Origin of the sequence: Spirosoma spitsbergense DSM 19989, assembly GCF_000374085.1 — a bacterium.
In the GTDB taxonomy this organism is placed as follows: domain Bacteria; phylum Bacteroidota; class Bacteroidia; order Cytophagales; family Spirosomataceae; genus Spirosoma; species Spirosoma spitsbergense.
Genome location: NZ_KB893607.1, coordinates 12,227 through 27,186, shown reverse-complemented (window position 1 = coordinate 27,186; position 14,960 = coordinate 12,227). Strand labels below are relative to the sequence as shown.

Sequence of the window (14,960 nt, the reverse complement as noted above, 5' to 3'; positions counted from 1 at the left end):
CAATCTTGACAGATGAACTGGCGGATACGTATGTGCAACCAGACTTGGCGGCCCGACATATCTAGATCGCGCACTTGCCTGGTTAAGTACTGATTGAGTTGGGTGGTTTGCTTGAGACAGGAAGGGCAGGCCTGGCTGTTGGTTTGGAGTTGGCAAAATAGTGTAATTCGAGTCGGTGTATATTCGACCCGCTGCACCTGCAAATCAGGCAAGGCTAAAAGCTGTTGGTAGAAGTCGGTTTCCTGCATAGACCAAGTTAACCACAAGAATTGTCAGAGTACCATTAATTTTATACCGAAAGTTACTATTTAGTTACAATTAGTATGTCAAACAATACCGTATATCCGTGTTAATGTATCCTATGGAAGTAAGGTAGCTAGTTATGAAGATAAGCACCTTGAGGGTACCTTTTTAATGCTTCACTTCATCGTTTCATCTATAATTTTTCAAACTACTGATTTATGGAAAAAAGTCTCTACCTGATTACTTTTCTGGTGAGCAACCTTGCCTGGAGCCAATCCAACATGGTTGTTACCAACACAACCGCCGATGCTGTTATGGCAGGTAATTACAATCCAGCCAGCTATAACTCTGGAATCAATGCTTTACCCGCTACCATAGCGGCTGATCTTAATCAATCTATTTCCGCCGATTCGCTGAGAACCTACGTTCAGAAGTTATCCTCATTCACCAATCGAAACACCAGTAGCTTATTTAACACATCGACTACCAGAGGGCTTGGAGCCGCCAACAATTGGGTAGAAGCAAAGTTCAGACAACTGAGTGCCCAGCGGAACAACCGGCTGCTGGTTTCCCGGATGAATTTTAGTGCCACTGTATGCGCTACGACCAAGACGTTTAACGAAGTATTCGCCGTTTTACCCGGTACCGACCTAACCGACAAGTCAATTATTATTGTGGAAGGGCACATGGATTCCCGTTGCGAAAATAGCTGTGATGCAAACTGCAATGCGCCTGGTGTTTCAGACAATGCTACTGGTTCGGCCCTTGTACTGGAAGCAGCCAGAGTTTTATCGAAATATAATCTGAAGGCCACCGTCGTTTTTCTGTTAACGGTAGGAGAAGAGCAGGGGTTGTATGGTAGTACCGCATTTGCCAATTATTCGTACAGCAAAAGCCGTAATATCCGCATGGTCCTGAATAATGATATTGCCGGTACTACGCTTTGTGGCCCCTGTTCATCGGCTCCATCCTGTACACCGGGGAACGTGGCGACAAACAGCCTGCGGATTTTTTCATACGGCAGTACCAACTCCATTCATAAGCAGTTGGTACGCTTCGTAAAGCTGGAATATGCAGAGCAGATAAAGCCAATAGCTGCGGTACCCATGACGATCAACATTATGAGTGCCGAAGACCGGACCGGCCGATCGAGCGACCATGTTCCTTTTCGGAGTAAGGGCTACGCTGCGGTAAGGGTTATTTGCCAGAATGAAAATGGCGATGGGTCGGGCAGTTGTGGTATCGTTCACTCGGTTAGAGATAATGAGCAGATTGATACCAATAACGATGGTATTCCAGATGCCTTTAGCGTCGATTTTGACTATCTGGCCCGTAATGCGGTTATCAACACCAACGCCATTGCCATGGCTGCGCAATCCGTTAAAGCCCCTACCAGCTTTACAGCGAAATACGTTAGTCCAAACAAAATTTCACTAACCATCACTGACGCGACCAATGCCCCTGCTTATCGGGTGGCGCTGCGTTCGGCTACCAACGACTGGGATTCGGTGTACACCGTTACCGGCAAAGCAACTTCGGTTATTTTCGTTGGCAATGGCAGCACCGTACGGTATGTTAGTGTGGCCGCTGTGAACGCCAACAACGTAGAAAGTCTTTTTTCGGGCGAAATATCCGTTACCGTTCCAGCCACCACTCCTGCAACGAATCAAGTGGTAGGGGCTAATTTCATGGATCAGCTGTTAAGAACACCTGCATCGCCGATAAAGGGAATAGAAATTCTCCGAAACTACCCGAATCCATTTGATGAATCGACCTATATCGTATTGAAAAATGAGGCCGATCAACAATTCAGCGAAGCTTACCTAACCATCAGAAAAGGCGATGGGACATTAGTTGAAAAAAGAAAAATTCAGATTAAGTCAGGTCTTAACGAGTACTTGTTCGATTATAAAAATGATGGTCGAATAGAAGTATTCTACTACACGTTCGAAGCGGATAATCAGGTTATTGCTACCAATCGAATGATGATTAGACAGTAATCAATTCGTTCAGTTCATTGTTGCGCCAGGTCCTTTTTCAGTAAGCTATCGTGCTACTGGAAAAGGACCTGGCATTTTTCAATGTTACCTGTCGGCAAAAAGTATCCAGAACAACCTACTATCCATCCTCGTTTCTTTCTAACTACATACCCGTTTTTTGCTAATCGACAGGAAATATTGTGTGGCTGGATTCTTCTGGTTGACAATACACGCCAAAGATGTTGTAAACAGCTTTTATAAAAACTGGTTTACATTTGCCTTATGTCCGACTCAATCGCCAATCTACAAGCCGACTGGAATCGGCAATATAGACAGTACGCTGACATGTATCAATCCGGTCAGTTATCGTTTATATCAAATCTCCTGCCTCAGACAGCCGTACAGTTTACGGTGTATCAAACGCTCGAAATTCTACATAAGCGATTGGGAAATGATGTATTGCGAAAGGCATTGAATCCGGCCGAAACCGTTGAAAGCCCAGTCAGCCAATATGCCGACGGGTCGTGGCTAAAGAGAAGCAACATGGTTGGGGTAAATGTCCGGACTATTGGTTCCTTCTGGAATCTTATCAATTATACCCTCACCTTACCGGCCAGTCATGATAGTATTCACCTGCTACCCATCTGGGAGCCGGGCGTGGTCGGTAGTTTATATGGCATGGTAAGCTGGCAGATAAACCCGGAGTTTTTCGATGTATCACTGGCCAGTTTCGTTCCCGCACTCGATTCGGTTGAGAAGCAACTGAAAGTCGTCACCAACCTGATTCATGCGCTGGGTCGAACCATCGGTATGGACGTTATCCCTCATACCGACCGATTTTCGGAGATGGTACTGTCTTGCCCATCATTATTCGAGTGGGTTCAGCGGGGCGTTAAACAGGGAAAACCCGCCGAACTGGTTGATCATTCCAGCTATGTTTACCGGTACGTGGAAGAAGCCATCTGGCAGTTTCTGAAATTTCACGGAGCCGCCGATAATACCCAGCTGACGTTTACGAAAGACACTTTTTTTTCAACGGACGTCACGCTGTTAAGTGACGATCAGCGTTCGCGGATTCTTTTTGGCTACCCGAACGATCACGGCGGACGGCTGAATCGGCGGCTGGCGCTGATCAGGCATCTGGTGGCGCAGGGATTTGAAACCCTGCCGATGACAATGGCCCCGCCCTACCGGGGTATCCATATTGATCCGAACGATTTTGTGTTGGATGATTTTGGGCAAACCTGGTATCAGTACGCGTTCGATAAGCCCGAAGCCATGTCGAGGGTGTTTGGACCTTTGGCACGGTATCGGTTTTACGAATCAAAAGACACTAATCAGCATTGGGAGCTGGATTTCGACCGACCAAATCTCCCTGCCTGGTCATATATATGCCGGAAAGTAGCCGACTGCCAGCGAATGTATAACTTCGATTTCATGCGGGGCGATATGGCCCATGTACAGATGCGGCCGGGTGGCGTACCTGCCGAAATCGATGATTATTACGACCCATTAAGGGCCATCAAGAAATACGTCCAGGCGAATGGTGTACCCCATTATGCCTTCTTCGCCGAAACCTTCCTGGCTCCCCCCGACACGATGGGCTACGGCAATGAAGCCGACCATCTTGAGGCAATTGAAGCCGATTCGACCCTGGGAGACTTACAGTCATTGGTGGTTGGATCGAAGGAGTTTAACCGTCAGTTTGCTGATTATTACACCTATCTCAAAACACGCCGGTTTGCCCCGAACTTCACGGTGATGACGGCCGATAAAGATGACCCTCGCTTCGACGAATTTTACCAGGCAGGTAATCTGTTTCGCTACTTCACCGCGCTCTTCCTGACCGATATGCCCAGTTACGTAGGACTTGGTTTTGAGGTACGAAACCGGCACGAACACCGGGGAGCCAATGAAGAATACACAAAACTGTATGTATTTAGAATAGAAGACGACCGGCAGCCCGACAAAGTAACACACGGCCAGTTCGAATGGGGTCAAAACGCCGACCAGTTCGTGTCTATTCTGCGGATGCGCCAGTTTGCCGAGCGTATCTGGCTGGATATTGCCGGCAGACAAACAACCTGGATCATACCACCCGGCGACACAAAAAAATACATTGTCTGGACCCAGACCAACCAACCTGGCATAGACTCGCCGACCTACGTTTTTGCGGCCAGCACGACCGGGAAACTACCTAAAAAAATAGCCGCCATCACGGGCGAAGAAGTCGTTTTTGAGGAAGATGGCTGCCGGGTTTATAAGATATAGTAAGCAGGCCGCATCGCTAAATTGCTTATCCAGCGCCAACAAGGCCTCTGGGTCAAAAATGTGTTTCGGGACCGTATTGACCGTACCTTTGCTTCATGAATCGTAACCTCTTCGATGGACTTAATTTCGCGTCCAAACTCACACCCAAACGGGTGGCGAATGCGCTGAAAGTGCTGTCGAGTTATTATCTGGCGAAGCAAACGGGCAAGCCGGTACAACGCGGTTTACCCATGTCTATCTCATTTGAGCCGACAACCTCTTGTAACCTGCGCTGTCCCGAATGCCCCAGCGGACTCCGGTCGTTTACCCGCCCGACGGGCATGCTGGGTGAGGAACTGTACAAACGCACCATCGACGAACTGCACGATACACTACTCTACCTTATTTTCTACTTCCAGGGCGAGCCGTATCTGCACCCGCAGTTTCTGGATCTGGTTCGTTACGCTACGGAGCGGAACATTTACACCGCTACCAGCACCAACGCCCATTACCTGACCGATGCCAACGCCCGCAAAACGGTAGAGTCAGGACTGGACCGACTGATTATTTCGATTGATGGTACTACGCAGGAAGTGTACCAGCAGTACCGGGTGGGCGGGAAACTGGAAAAAGTACTGGAAGGCACGAAGAATATTCTACGCTGGAAAAAAGAACTAAAATCCCGCACACCTCACGTGGTCTTTCAGTTTCTGGTGGTAAAACCCAACGAACATCAGATTGCCGAGGTTAAAAAATTAGCCCGCGAACTGGGCGTGGACGAAGTTGGGCTGAAAACCGCCCAGATTTACGATTACGAACAGGGAAACGAACTTATCCCTACGCTGGATGAATACAGCCGCTACGCTCATAAGGCCGACGGTACCTACCAAATCAAAAACGGCTTTGGCGACCACTGCTGGAAGATGTGGCACTCCTGTGTTATTACCTGGGATGGCCTGGTGGTGCCGTGCTGCTTCGACAAAGACGCGCACCACCGGCTCGGCGATTTGCAAACGCAGTCGTTTTCAGACCTCTGGCATGGTTCGGCTTATCAGGCTTTTCGCGAGACCCTGTTTCGTTCCCGTTCCGAAATCGATATGTGCCGCAACTGTACGGAGGGAACAAAGGTGTGGGCGTAAAACAATTAGTAACTGAGTGAGTGATAGAATGAGTGAATGAACGAACGCTACTACTAACTATTCACTTATTCTATTACTCACTCCGCTTTGGCGTACCGAGTCAACAGTCATTTTGCCAAGTCCTTATAACTAATCAACTGGATTCCTCTGGTTTTGATGCGCTCCTTTACGCGGGCATTGGTCCAGCAGTCGGTTACGCCTTGCCGGTCGATGGCCACCTGTTCGTAGCCAATGTGATGAATAGCCCGGAGTTCGGGCGTATCGAGGCCGGGGTGGTCAACAAACAGGTACGTTTTGCCCGCTTCCAGACTGTCAAGCATCTTCAGGAAGCTGTCGATTTTCTCCTCCGATGTATTATGGACTCCAATGTAGCCGATACTGGTTACGCCCAGGGTGCCGGGGTCGATGTCAATTTTATACTCCTGCGCCAGTCTTTTGACCAGGGCTTTTACGTCGTCCCCCATACCGGTGCAGCCCATATGACCGGAAATATGACTGATGCGCGGAATCTTTTTCAGGGCCAACTCAATCTGCGCCCTGAACTCTTTCTCTACATCGGCCAGTTGCCAGTTATTCTCGATTACCGAGCGTTTTGGATAGTTTTTGTTCGGGTAAATCATGGGATAAAAATACCCGTCGGCATCCCGCAGGCTTGGGCAATCCGACAGTGGTCGCCACTTGATGTTGTCCCACTCACTGCTAAGTGTCAGGTGAATACCTACATCGACGGTCGGGTTTTCGGCCAGCATCTGAACCGCTTCCGGAAACCAGGGTGATGGAACGAGCACTTCGATGGACGTTTCAATTCCGTCTTTATAGCATTTGATTAATGCTTCATTTCCGCCATGTGCATAACCCATGTCATCGCCCCGGATAATCAATCGGGGCGGTGGCGTCTGGGCTATGCCCACGCGTACAAACAGAAAAAAAAGGAAGGCAAAAAGGATTTTCATAAACGGTAAATCTCGACGAATGGCAATACTATCCGGTTTTGATACGCTAATCATCGTCATCCTCATCACCCTCGCCTTTTTTCCCTAATCGTACAAAAGCACCGCGCCTGGGAGCGGGCATAACACTGTTGTTGCCGCGCACTGTTTGCCAGACAATCTCGCTGAAAACAAGGTCGTCAATATCGTCGGGATGGGTCAGGTTAAACAGCGACGAGCGTTTGGAGTTTCGGTTGACGGCCACGTTTTTCTCGTTGATGTCGATGCCTGCTTCGCGGGATTTGAATGGAGTAGAGTCCGTCTTTTTGGTGAAACATCGCCACATGGGTGTGGCAGCGGCATCATACTGGCTCATGGGCTTGAGACCCAGAATCAGCTCCATGGTGCGTAACATACCCGAAGTTGAGTACATCGTGTGATCGATAAAGCCGCGTTTCACCAGTCCTCCGGCCATAAAAGCAATGGAACGGTGCGCATCCACATGGTCGGGGCCATTCTGGGCATCATCTTCCAGAATAAACACGACGGATTCGTTCCATATGGGGCTTTTAGACAAGTGTTCCACGAATCGGCCAACGGCCAGATCATTATCGGCGACGGCAGCCTCGGGTGTTGGCATACCCACCCGTGCCCCCGAGGTATGATCGTTGCCAAACCGCACGGTGCTAAGTGTCGGCAGCTTGTTGGCCGCTACCAGTTCATCAAAATCTTTCTCCCAGGCTTCTTCCCGTTTTATGTCCATATAGCCCATATCGAAGCCCTTGAAACCGGGACAGAAATGGTCTTTCAGCACGTTTATGTTGGCTTTTGCCTCATCGGCAAACCAGCCATAACTACGATAGGATATACCGGCACGCTGTGCGTGATCCCAGATGAAGCCATCTCGTGGGTGAGCAATTTCTTTGCTGCCCTCATAGTCATATGTACCACCCCGGCCACCATAACTGGTCACCCAGTTTTTTTCGATGTAGTCATTAGCGTACGCAGCCGACGACCAGTTGTGCCCATCGGCACTGACTTCGGCATCCACGTAAAAGTTATCCAGCAGCACAAACTCTTTGGCCAGTGCGTGCTGATTTGGTGTTATTTTCTCCGGGAACAAACACAGGGAAGCATCGCCGTTACCCTCCTTCATATCGCCCAGAATCTGGTCGTAGGTACGGTTCTCCTTGATAATGTAGAATACGTATTTGATGGGTGACCGTGACGACGAACCGTTGCCACCAACCCGCATTGGAATTGGGTTACCCACTTCCCCTTCCGCCTGAAGTTCTTTCGTTTTGGTGTAAGGTGTATTGGCATAAACTAGCCGGGAATAGGCCGCCAAAACATCAGTGCCGGGCACGTCAATGATGGAAAGTGTTCCTTTAAACAGGCCGCCAATGTACTGAACCGGACCGGGATTTGCCTGTGGATTAGGACCAACTTCCTGTGCCGTTCGGGCTTTTACAGGATTTGGTCCACGGGGATTGGCTTTCGATGAAAATCCTTTACCGTTTGTAACGAAAACTTTCGAACCAATCACTTTTACAGCCGTTGGATACCAGCCTGTTGGAATAAACCCGCTTGACTGGCTATGGCCTTTACGGGCCACATCGAATACAGCCAGGCAGTTGTTATCCGCATTGGCAATGTAGAGTGTATTTTCATCATCGCTCAGGGCAAGTCCATTGGGCGTGGTGCCCACTGGTGCATTGGGGAAGAGCGAAGACGTGAGCGTTTCAACAACCTGCCTTTTGGCCACATCAATCAAAGCCACCGTATTGTCGTTTCCGTTAGCGACAAACAGGTACTTACCATCGCGGGTGAGCAGCAGGTCATTGGGGTTTTTATTCGTGGCAATTTCAGCCGTGATGGCTTGTGTGTTCGTGTTGATCAGTACCACTTTGGCACCGCCCCAAATCGAAACAAACAATTCATTTTTATCGGGCGAAAGAACACAGGTATACGCTTTGTTACCGACGTTTATCCGGCGCAGCACTTGCCGGGTTTTAGTATCGCAGATGTACAACGAACTATCTTCTTTTGTGGCAACGTAAAGCCGATTCTTCGCATCATCCACACACAGACCTGTTGGCGAAATTTTCACCGGCCAGGGTTTGCCCAGCACAATGGGTTCGTCCGGTACCAGTTTCTGGCTTTCGATTTTATAGACCAGAATCTTATTGTCGTTGCCCCCCGACGCGTACAGCCGCGTTTCATCATCGCTGAAAGCCAGACCCAGCCAGGCTTTGGCCACTTTGGTCGAGTCGACGAGTTTTTCGGTTTTAGCATCAATCAGCATGATGCTTTGGGTACTCTGCCCGTTGTTCGTAACGGCGAGGTACTTTTTGGAGGGGGAAACCACCAGATTTAGCGGTAAATCGTCCAGGTCCAGACTGCGGCCAGTAGGCGTTAATGACCATCCATTTGGCAGATTTATCCGTTTGGTAGCCAGACTTTTATATACATCGGCCTCCTGAGAGGTCTGAGTCGAATTACTTTTTCGATTGCAACCGGCTGCTACTATAAGGAGCACCAGAGCCGCCAACGTGTACAGAATAGGGGTATGTTTTGCCATGGTTGATAAAGTATTGTAGCGTTTTTAACTTGGAAACGGTTTAATCATCATCGTCATCATCATCCACAGCACCAGCCAGCTCGGCAGGATACCGTTTTTTGCCTTTCGCACTGAACCACAAAATACGATTGAGCAGGTCATCATGACCCCGGTCGATGAGGTCAAATTTGTACTTGATTGACTGAGTGGCAAATCGCAGTGCTGGCCCTTTCAGCCCGGTGGGTGACGGGTTCATTTCGGCCAGATTGACGAGGTTTGCTTGCTTCCTGTACGCAAACGAACGGTCGGGCTTATCCGTAAAGCAGTCGAACATGGGAAGGGCTGTCGCATCGATGACATTCATGGGCGGCAGGCCCAGTATCTGTTCCATCGTTCGGACCATACAGGTCTGGTTATAGTTAGTATGAATGGTTTTTTTCAACCGGGAATAAGGACTGATAACAAACCCGGTCGTTCGGTAGGCCGATATATGATCCCAACCCGCCTGCGAGTCATCTTCGGTAATGAAAATGACGGTCGATTCCGCAAACCGGCTGTGCGTGACGGCATCCACAATTCGGCCAACTGCCAGGTCGTTATCGGCAACCATGGCCCTGGGTGTGGGAAAAGCCGGGTTCGTACCCGCCGTATGATCGTTGGGTAGCGACATCACCATCAGGTTAGGTAAGTCGGCATTGGGGTTAGCCGCTGTTTCATTTAACTCTTTGATAAACGCATCGGCCCGCATCTGATCGCTAACGGTTTCGTCGTCGCAGCCGGGGAAACCCTGCGCCAGAATGGGCCTTACGCGAGAAATAGTAGTGGTATTGGTGTATGAAAACGGTTTGCCTGCCTGTTGTAGCTGATACAGACTTTGCCAGTTTAGTCCCCGCTTGTCGAAGTGACAGGTACAGGCTTCCCCATAGATACGAACCGTTTTACCGTGGTCGAGGGCGTTGTTCCAGATCAGGCCTTTTTTATCGTATACCAGCGCATCATACAATACGTGCGGGTAACTGCGGAACCAGGCCCTTACGCTTTTTTCGGTGTAATCGGTAACGATAGCGGCACTAGCCCAGTGATGCCCTTCGGCCGACGATTTTCCGGAAACGTGATAATTATCCAATAGTAGATAATCTTTTGCCAGCCGATGCTGATTCGGTGTAATGCTATCGCCGAAGATGCACAGTTCGGGCATCCCATTGCCTTCTTTCATGTCGCCCAGCACCTGGTCATAGGTGCGGTTCTCCTTAATAATGTAAAGCACGTGGGTAAAAACGGACGGCTCACCAATTCGTTCCGGCACAGGTTTAGGCGCAATGCCGGGGCGGGGCATTTGTTCCGTCAACGCCAGCCGAAACTGCATACTCATCTTCTTTACCTTCTCCGTAAACGCATCCAGTTCCTGCTGACCGGGCACGGGAATAAACGAGACGGACGCCAGTTGCTTATGGGAGTTGTACGCTTTCACTTCCTTCCGGGATGGATTTCTACCCTGCCCGCCCTGGTCGACAGGATTAGCGATCCGGGCACCGGCTGCTTCCAGGTTCGTTACGTATAGTTCATCGTTGTTCAACACAATGCCGGAGGGATACGCCTGCGTCGGGATATATCCTTTGATGGATGTAGTGCCAGTGCCGGATGTGGCCGCCTTGCTGCCCAGTGCAACGACGCAGAGGGCATTATCCATCCCATTCGCTACATAGAGTGTGTTTCCCGATGGATTTATCGCCAGGGCGTTTGGCGTACTGCCGATGTAGCCATTGCCCCGGTTGTACAAACCCACAAAAATAGAGTCTGTAACCTGCTGCGTCTGCACATCCAGCACCGAAACGTAATCGCTGTTGCCGTTTGCTACGTATAAAAATCGCTGATCGGGGCTGCTGATGATGGCGTTGGGATGCAGTCCAACGGGTATTTCCCGCTCGGCCTTACCCTGCTGTATATCAATGATTGAAACCGTTCCCCGTGCTATGGCCCCTGTTTTAGGGTCAACGTACGCGCTTCCCCAGGGCACGCCGGCCGTTTCCAGGCCATCGGCGGCATCGGGTACGGGGCCAGCCCAGTTGGTGACGTATGCTTTGTTATCCACGATGGTCAGACCGAAAGGGGCCACACCGGTTGGTACTGTCCAGACTACCTGTCTGTCAGCCACCCGAATCTTTATTAATTGATTATTACCATTCAGAACCGTGTACAGGTACAGTTCACCATTTTCTTCTTTGACTACTACCTCGTTGGGCAGGGCAATGGTGGCAGGCGCTAACGGTTCGAAGGGAATCGTTTGTATTAGTCGGGCGCGGGAACCGTTCCAAACGGCCTGCATTACGTAGGAATTTGGCTTGCCACGACCGCCCGCTCCCCAGAAAATATAGGTGGAATCATGATGAACGATGGCCTTGATGCCTGAGAAAGAACTCATACTACCTCTAAAGTCCGAGCCTTTGTTATAATCCCAGCGTGAAAGAAGCTGATGCGTTTTTACGTCGAAAAAGGCGATTCCGAAGCGATCTTCTACGACCAGTGTCTGCTTATCGGGCAGCAGTACGGCATCCAGGCTATGATTTTCCAGACTGGCATCGCCAAAACTGACAGATTGCCCGGCTCCATCAATAACCCGGTTATAGGGCATCAGAAACGGCGATTTACTACCGGCCAACGTGCTATCGTCCGTAGCCGTTTTATAGGAAGACGTAAGGCCACCGGAATCACTGACTCTAGAACCAGCCCGGCGACAACTACCTAGCAAATCGAGTAATGAAAGACAAAGTGAGCCGTAAAAGGCAAACGTACTGTTGATTTTCATGGTATAATAGTAGCCTTCAGTAGTAGAAAGCCAAAGAACTCATTTTTATTACCTGCCATTGGCAAGTACACCAGATTTTATCTGACAAAGGAACGACTCTGTAAAAATAGCCGCACCGGATTTTTGGCAATTTATTTAAACATATGGGTTCTATCCTAACACCCAATGCCTTACCACGTTAAAGGATTATAAACTTCATCCATTGACTGTTCATTAATCCTTAATAAAATAAACATGCGTTTAGGCCGAATAAGATTTTGTGAAACATTCCGTGAAACAGTTCTTGCATTCATGAAAACTATCTGGCATCTTTGGGACTGCAACGCACAGACCCATGGGTAAAGTCATTGCTATCGCCAACCAAAAAGGTGGCGTCGGTAAAACTACAACAACGATTAATCTAGCCGCCAGTTTGGCCGCCCTCGAATTTCAGACGCTTATTGTTGATGCAGACCCGCAGGCGAATTCCACGTCGGGGCTGGGATACAATCCGAAAGAAATTGAGAACAGCATTTACGAATGTATGGTGGAAGGGGTTCGCCCACACGATGCCATCATTCATACGGACTTTCCAAATCTGGATTTGTTACCGTCTCATATCGACCTCGTTGGAGCCGAAATTGAGATGATAAACTTACAGAATCGGGAAGACAAGATGAAGCACACGCTCGACGGACTTCGCGATGAATATGATTTTATCATTATCGACTGTTCGCCTTCGCTGGGCCTCATTACCATCAACAGCCTGACCGCAGCCGACTCGGTTATCATTCCGGTTCAGTGCGAGTATTTTGCGCTTGAAGGGTTGGGTAAACTGCTCAATACAATCAAGATTATTCAGTCGCGACTCAATACGCATCTGGCTATCGAAGGCATTTTGCTGACGATGTACGATTTGCGGGTTCGGCTGTCGAATCAGGTAGTGGGTGAAGTAACAAGCCATTTCCAGCAGATGGTATTCAGCACCATCATTCCGCGTAATATTCGGCTGAGCGAATCGCCCAGTTTTGGCGTTCCGGCCTTAGCGCAGGATGCCGACAGCAAGGGGGCGGTGAGTTATCTGAACCTGGCCCGTGAGATTTTGATAAAGAATGGCCTGATGCCACAGGAAGCATAGACTATATATGATGCATGATAGATGATGTAGCCTTCCGGTCAGCCACGTCACATACCATGCATTTTACATCATACATCTGTTCGTATGGACAACGCAAACGCCAAAGCACCGAGTAAGAAGATGATAGGATTGGGTCGTGGCTTAGGTGCCTTGCTGCACGATAATGAATCGGTCAGTCGGCAGTCAAAGCCGTCGCCTTTCGAGTCTATTAGTACCATGACAGAAATTAATCTGTCATTGATTGAAGCCAACCCGTTCCAGCCGCGTACCCGGTTCGACGAAGAAGCACTCCAGGACCTGGCGGATTCTATTCGTACCCAGGGTATTATTCAGCCTATTACTGTACGGCAACTGGGGAAGGATCAGTACCAGCTTATCGCCGGTGAACGTCGTTTACAGGCGTCAAAAATTGTTGGTCTAACGCATATTCCCGCCTATGTTCGCACGGCTAATGACCAGCAAATGCTGGAAATGGCCCTGATTGAGAACATTCAGCGTGAAAATCTAAATGCTATTGAAATTGCGCTTAGCTATCAGCGGCTCATTACGGAGTGTAGCCTGAAACAGGAGGAGTTAGGCGAGCGTGTCGGTAAAAATCGCACAACGGTCAATAATTACATCCGGTTGCTGAAACTACCCCCCGTTATTCAGGCCTCATTACGCGACAACAAGATTTCCATGGGCCACGCCCGGGCGATTATCAATATCGAAAACCCGGAGACCCAAATCAAGCTTTTCACGAAGACGGTTGATGAAGAATGGTCGGTACGAAAGGTGGAAGAAGCCGTTCGAAACCTGTCTGACGATGGGAACGAACTGACATCGACCCGACGCATTACGCTACCCAAGCAGGAAATGCGAAGTCTTCAATTCAAGTTATCATCGCTGTTTGGTACCCGTGTATCCATAAAGGCCGACGAAAAGCACAAGGGTGAAATAAAAATCTCATTCACCTCGCAGGATGAGTTGACCAAAATCCTGGAAGTGCTGAACTCCCAGACGTAACCGTGTTAAATTACCTTAAAAGGGTGGGCAATGAGCGGGAGGGAAGGCAGTTCGTACGTTTTATACCCATGAAATGGCCTGTCACTCTGCTCATAACTGCCCTATTTTTTTTGCTACCCGTCTGGTCACTCTTTGCTCAGAAACCAGCCAATGCGCCAGCCCCTACGCCAACCGCTGTCGATTCGACTAAGTTGATTCGCTCAGCCGCTGATACGATTCCCGGAACAGTACAGCGAAACGGGGTTCAGGTCAGGACCAGCCCATTCAAACTGGATGACGCTTCTACAACGCTGGACAAACCGGATACAACCTACGTCACGGTTAAGCAAGACGCTAAAATTCATAAAATCATCCCGAAACAAGCCACAATGAGGTCGGTAATGCTACCGGGTCTGGGTCAGGCATACAACCGGCAGTACTATAAAATTCCGTTCATCTACGTTGGGTTTGGGGTTATGGGCTACCTGTTTGTCAAGTACCGGGGCCTTGCCAAGGAAGCGGAAACCGGTTACCGACGTTTGTTGTATGGGGATAAACTAGCTGATGCGTATCCTGCTATGCTACCCCCGGGATACGCACCGGCTTTGATAACACAGACCGTTACGATACCGGCATATATTGAGCCTGTTACCGAAGTAACGATTGGCATTGACCCATTTTCAGACAAAGCCGCTGTATTCCGCACAACGGCGGGAGCCAAGAACGTTTATGATACCTTTCGCCGGTATCGGGATTTGAATATTCTTTTGTCCGTAGTTTTGTACGCCGTAAACATTGTGGAAGCCAATGTGGCGGCTCACCTGAAAACCTTTGATTTGACCGACGATATCTCGATGAAGGTCGAACCCAATGTACTTACTATACCCGGTACAGGCTTTGTGCCCGGAGTTCGGGTGGCGTTTACGTTTAAATAGGTCTTGTTGTACGATTTA

The 14,960-nt window shown here is 49.2% G+C and carries 10 protein-coding genes; 6 read left to right on the top strand and 4 right to left on the bottom strand.

Annotated elements, in window-relative coordinates; translation table 11 throughout:
* On the bottom strand, positions 1 to 248 hold a 248-nt coding region (locus B157_RS37860; protein ID WP_169521793.1), incomplete at its 3' end, for a transposase family protein.
* A gap of 213 nt (positions 249 to 461) precedes the next feature.
* Between B157_RS37860 and B157_RS0131685 the strand changes: the two genes are divergently transcribed.
* The 3 genes from B157_RS0131685 to B157_RS0131675 all read left to right on the top strand — a co-directional run bounded on the left by B157_RS0131685 (position 462) and on the right by B157_RS0131675 (position 5,611).
* Positions 462 to 2,243 (top strand): M28 family peptidase, encoded by a 1,782-nt coding sequence (locus B157_RS0131685; RefSeq protein WP_020607321.1) that lies wholly within the window; start codon positions 462 to 464, stop codon positions 2,241 to 2,243.
* 261 nt (positions 2,244 to 2,504) lie between these two features.
* Entirely contained in the window at positions 2,505 to 4,493 is a 1,989-nt protein-coding gene (locus B157_RS0131680; protein WP_020607320.1) for a hypothetical protein, read from the top strand.
* A 95-nt stretch (positions 4,494 to 4,588) separates the two neighbouring features.
* Positions 4,589 to 5,611, top strand: a complete 1,023-nt coding sequence (locus tag B157_RS0131675; protein WP_020607319.1) for an SPASM domain-containing protein — start codon at positions 4,589 to 4,591, stop codon at positions 5,609 to 5,611.
* A gap of 107 nt (positions 5,612 to 5,718) precedes the next feature.
* Here the strand turns inward: B157_RS0131675 and B157_RS0131670 are convergent, their stop codons facing one another.
* The 3 genes from B157_RS0131670 to B157_RS0131660 are packed head-to-tail and all read right to left on the bottom strand — an operon-like array spanning position 5,719 to position 11,906.
* Complete coding sequence (locus B157_RS0131670; RefSeq protein ID WP_052647036.1) at positions 5,719 to 6,564, bottom strand: polysaccharide deacetylase family protein; 846 nt, start codon at positions 6,562 to 6,564, stop codon at positions 5,719 to 5,721.
* A 46-nt stretch (positions 6,565 to 6,610) separates the two neighbouring features.
* Positions 6,611 to 9,121 (bottom strand): bifunctional YncE family protein/alkaline phosphatase family protein, encoded by a 2,511-nt coding sequence (locus tag B157_RS0131665; RefSeq protein WP_020607317.1) that lies wholly within the window; start codon positions 9,119 to 9,121, stop codon positions 6,611 to 6,613.
* Between the two features lie 40 nt (positions 9,122 to 9,161).
* On the bottom strand, positions 9,162 to 11,906 hold the full coding sequence (locus tag B157_RS0131660) for an alkaline phosphatase family protein (RefSeq protein ID WP_026309093.1): 2,745 nt from the start codon (positions 11,904 to 11,906) through the stop codon (positions 9,162 to 9,164).
* 334 nt (positions 11,907 to 12,240) lie between these two features.
* Here B157_RS0131660 and B157_RS0131655 point away from each other — a divergent pair, with 334 nt between their 5' ends.
* The 3 genes from B157_RS0131655 to B157_RS0131645 all read left to right on the top strand — a co-directional run bounded on the left by B157_RS0131655 (position 12,241) and on the right by B157_RS0131645 (position 14,942).
* Positions 12,241 to 13,023: a ParA family protein gene (locus B157_RS0131655; protein ID WP_020607315.1), complete on the top strand. Its 783-nt coding sequence runs from the start codon at positions 12,241 to 12,243 to the stop codon at positions 13,021 to 13,023.
* 84 nt (positions 13,024 to 13,107) lie between these two features.
* The gene (locus B157_RS0131650) at positions 13,108 to 14,028 is read left to right on the top strand and encodes a ParB/RepB/Spo0J family partition protein (protein WP_020607314.1); all 921 of its coding nucleotides are present in this window, start codon (positions 13,108 to 13,110) and stop codon (positions 14,026 to 14,028) included.
* Between the two features lie 68 nt (positions 14,029 to 14,096).
* Positions 14,097 to 14,942 (top strand): DUF5683 domain-containing protein, encoded by an 846-nt coding sequence (locus B157_RS0131645; protein WP_026309092.1) that lies wholly within the window; start codon positions 14,097 to 14,099, stop codon positions 14,940 to 14,942.
* The last annotated feature ends 18 nt before the right edge of the window (positions 14,943 to 14,960 follow it).

Coding starts and splice junctions, on each gene's coding strand:
- B157_RS0131660 (WP_026309093.1), bottom strand. CDS start 11,906: ATGAAAATCAACAGTACGTTTGCCTTTTACGGCTCACTTTGTCTTTCA.
- B157_RS0131675 (WP_020607319.1), top strand. CDS start 4,589: ATGAATCGTAACCTCTTCGATGGACTTAATTTCGCGTCCAAACTCACA.
- B157_RS0131655 (WP_020607315.1), top strand. CDS start 12,241: ATGGGTAAAGTCATTGCTATCGCCAACCAAAAAGGTGGCGTCGGTAAA.
- B157_RS0131670 (WP_052647036.1), bottom strand. CDS start 6,564: ATGAAAATCCTTTTTGCCTTCCTTTTTTTTCTGTTTGTACGCGTGGGC.
- B157_RS0131680 (WP_020607320.1), top strand. CDS start 2,505: ATGTCCGACTCAATCGCCAATCTACAAGCCGACTGGAATCGGCAATAT.
- B157_RS0131665 (WP_020607317.1), bottom strand. CDS start 9,121: ATGGCAAAACATACCCCTATTCTGTACACGTTGGCGGCTCTGGTGCTC.
- B157_RS0131650 (WP_020607314.1), top strand. CDS start 13,108: ATGGACAACGCAAACGCCAAAGCACCGAGTAAGAAGATGATAGGATTG.
- B157_RS0131685 (WP_020607321.1), top strand. CDS start 462: ATGGAAAAAAGTCTCTACCTGATTACTTTTCTGGTGAGCAACCTTGCC.
- B157_RS0131645 (WP_026309092.1), top strand. CDS start 14,097: ATGAAATGGCCTGTCACTCTGCTCATAACTGCCCTATTTTTTTTGCTA.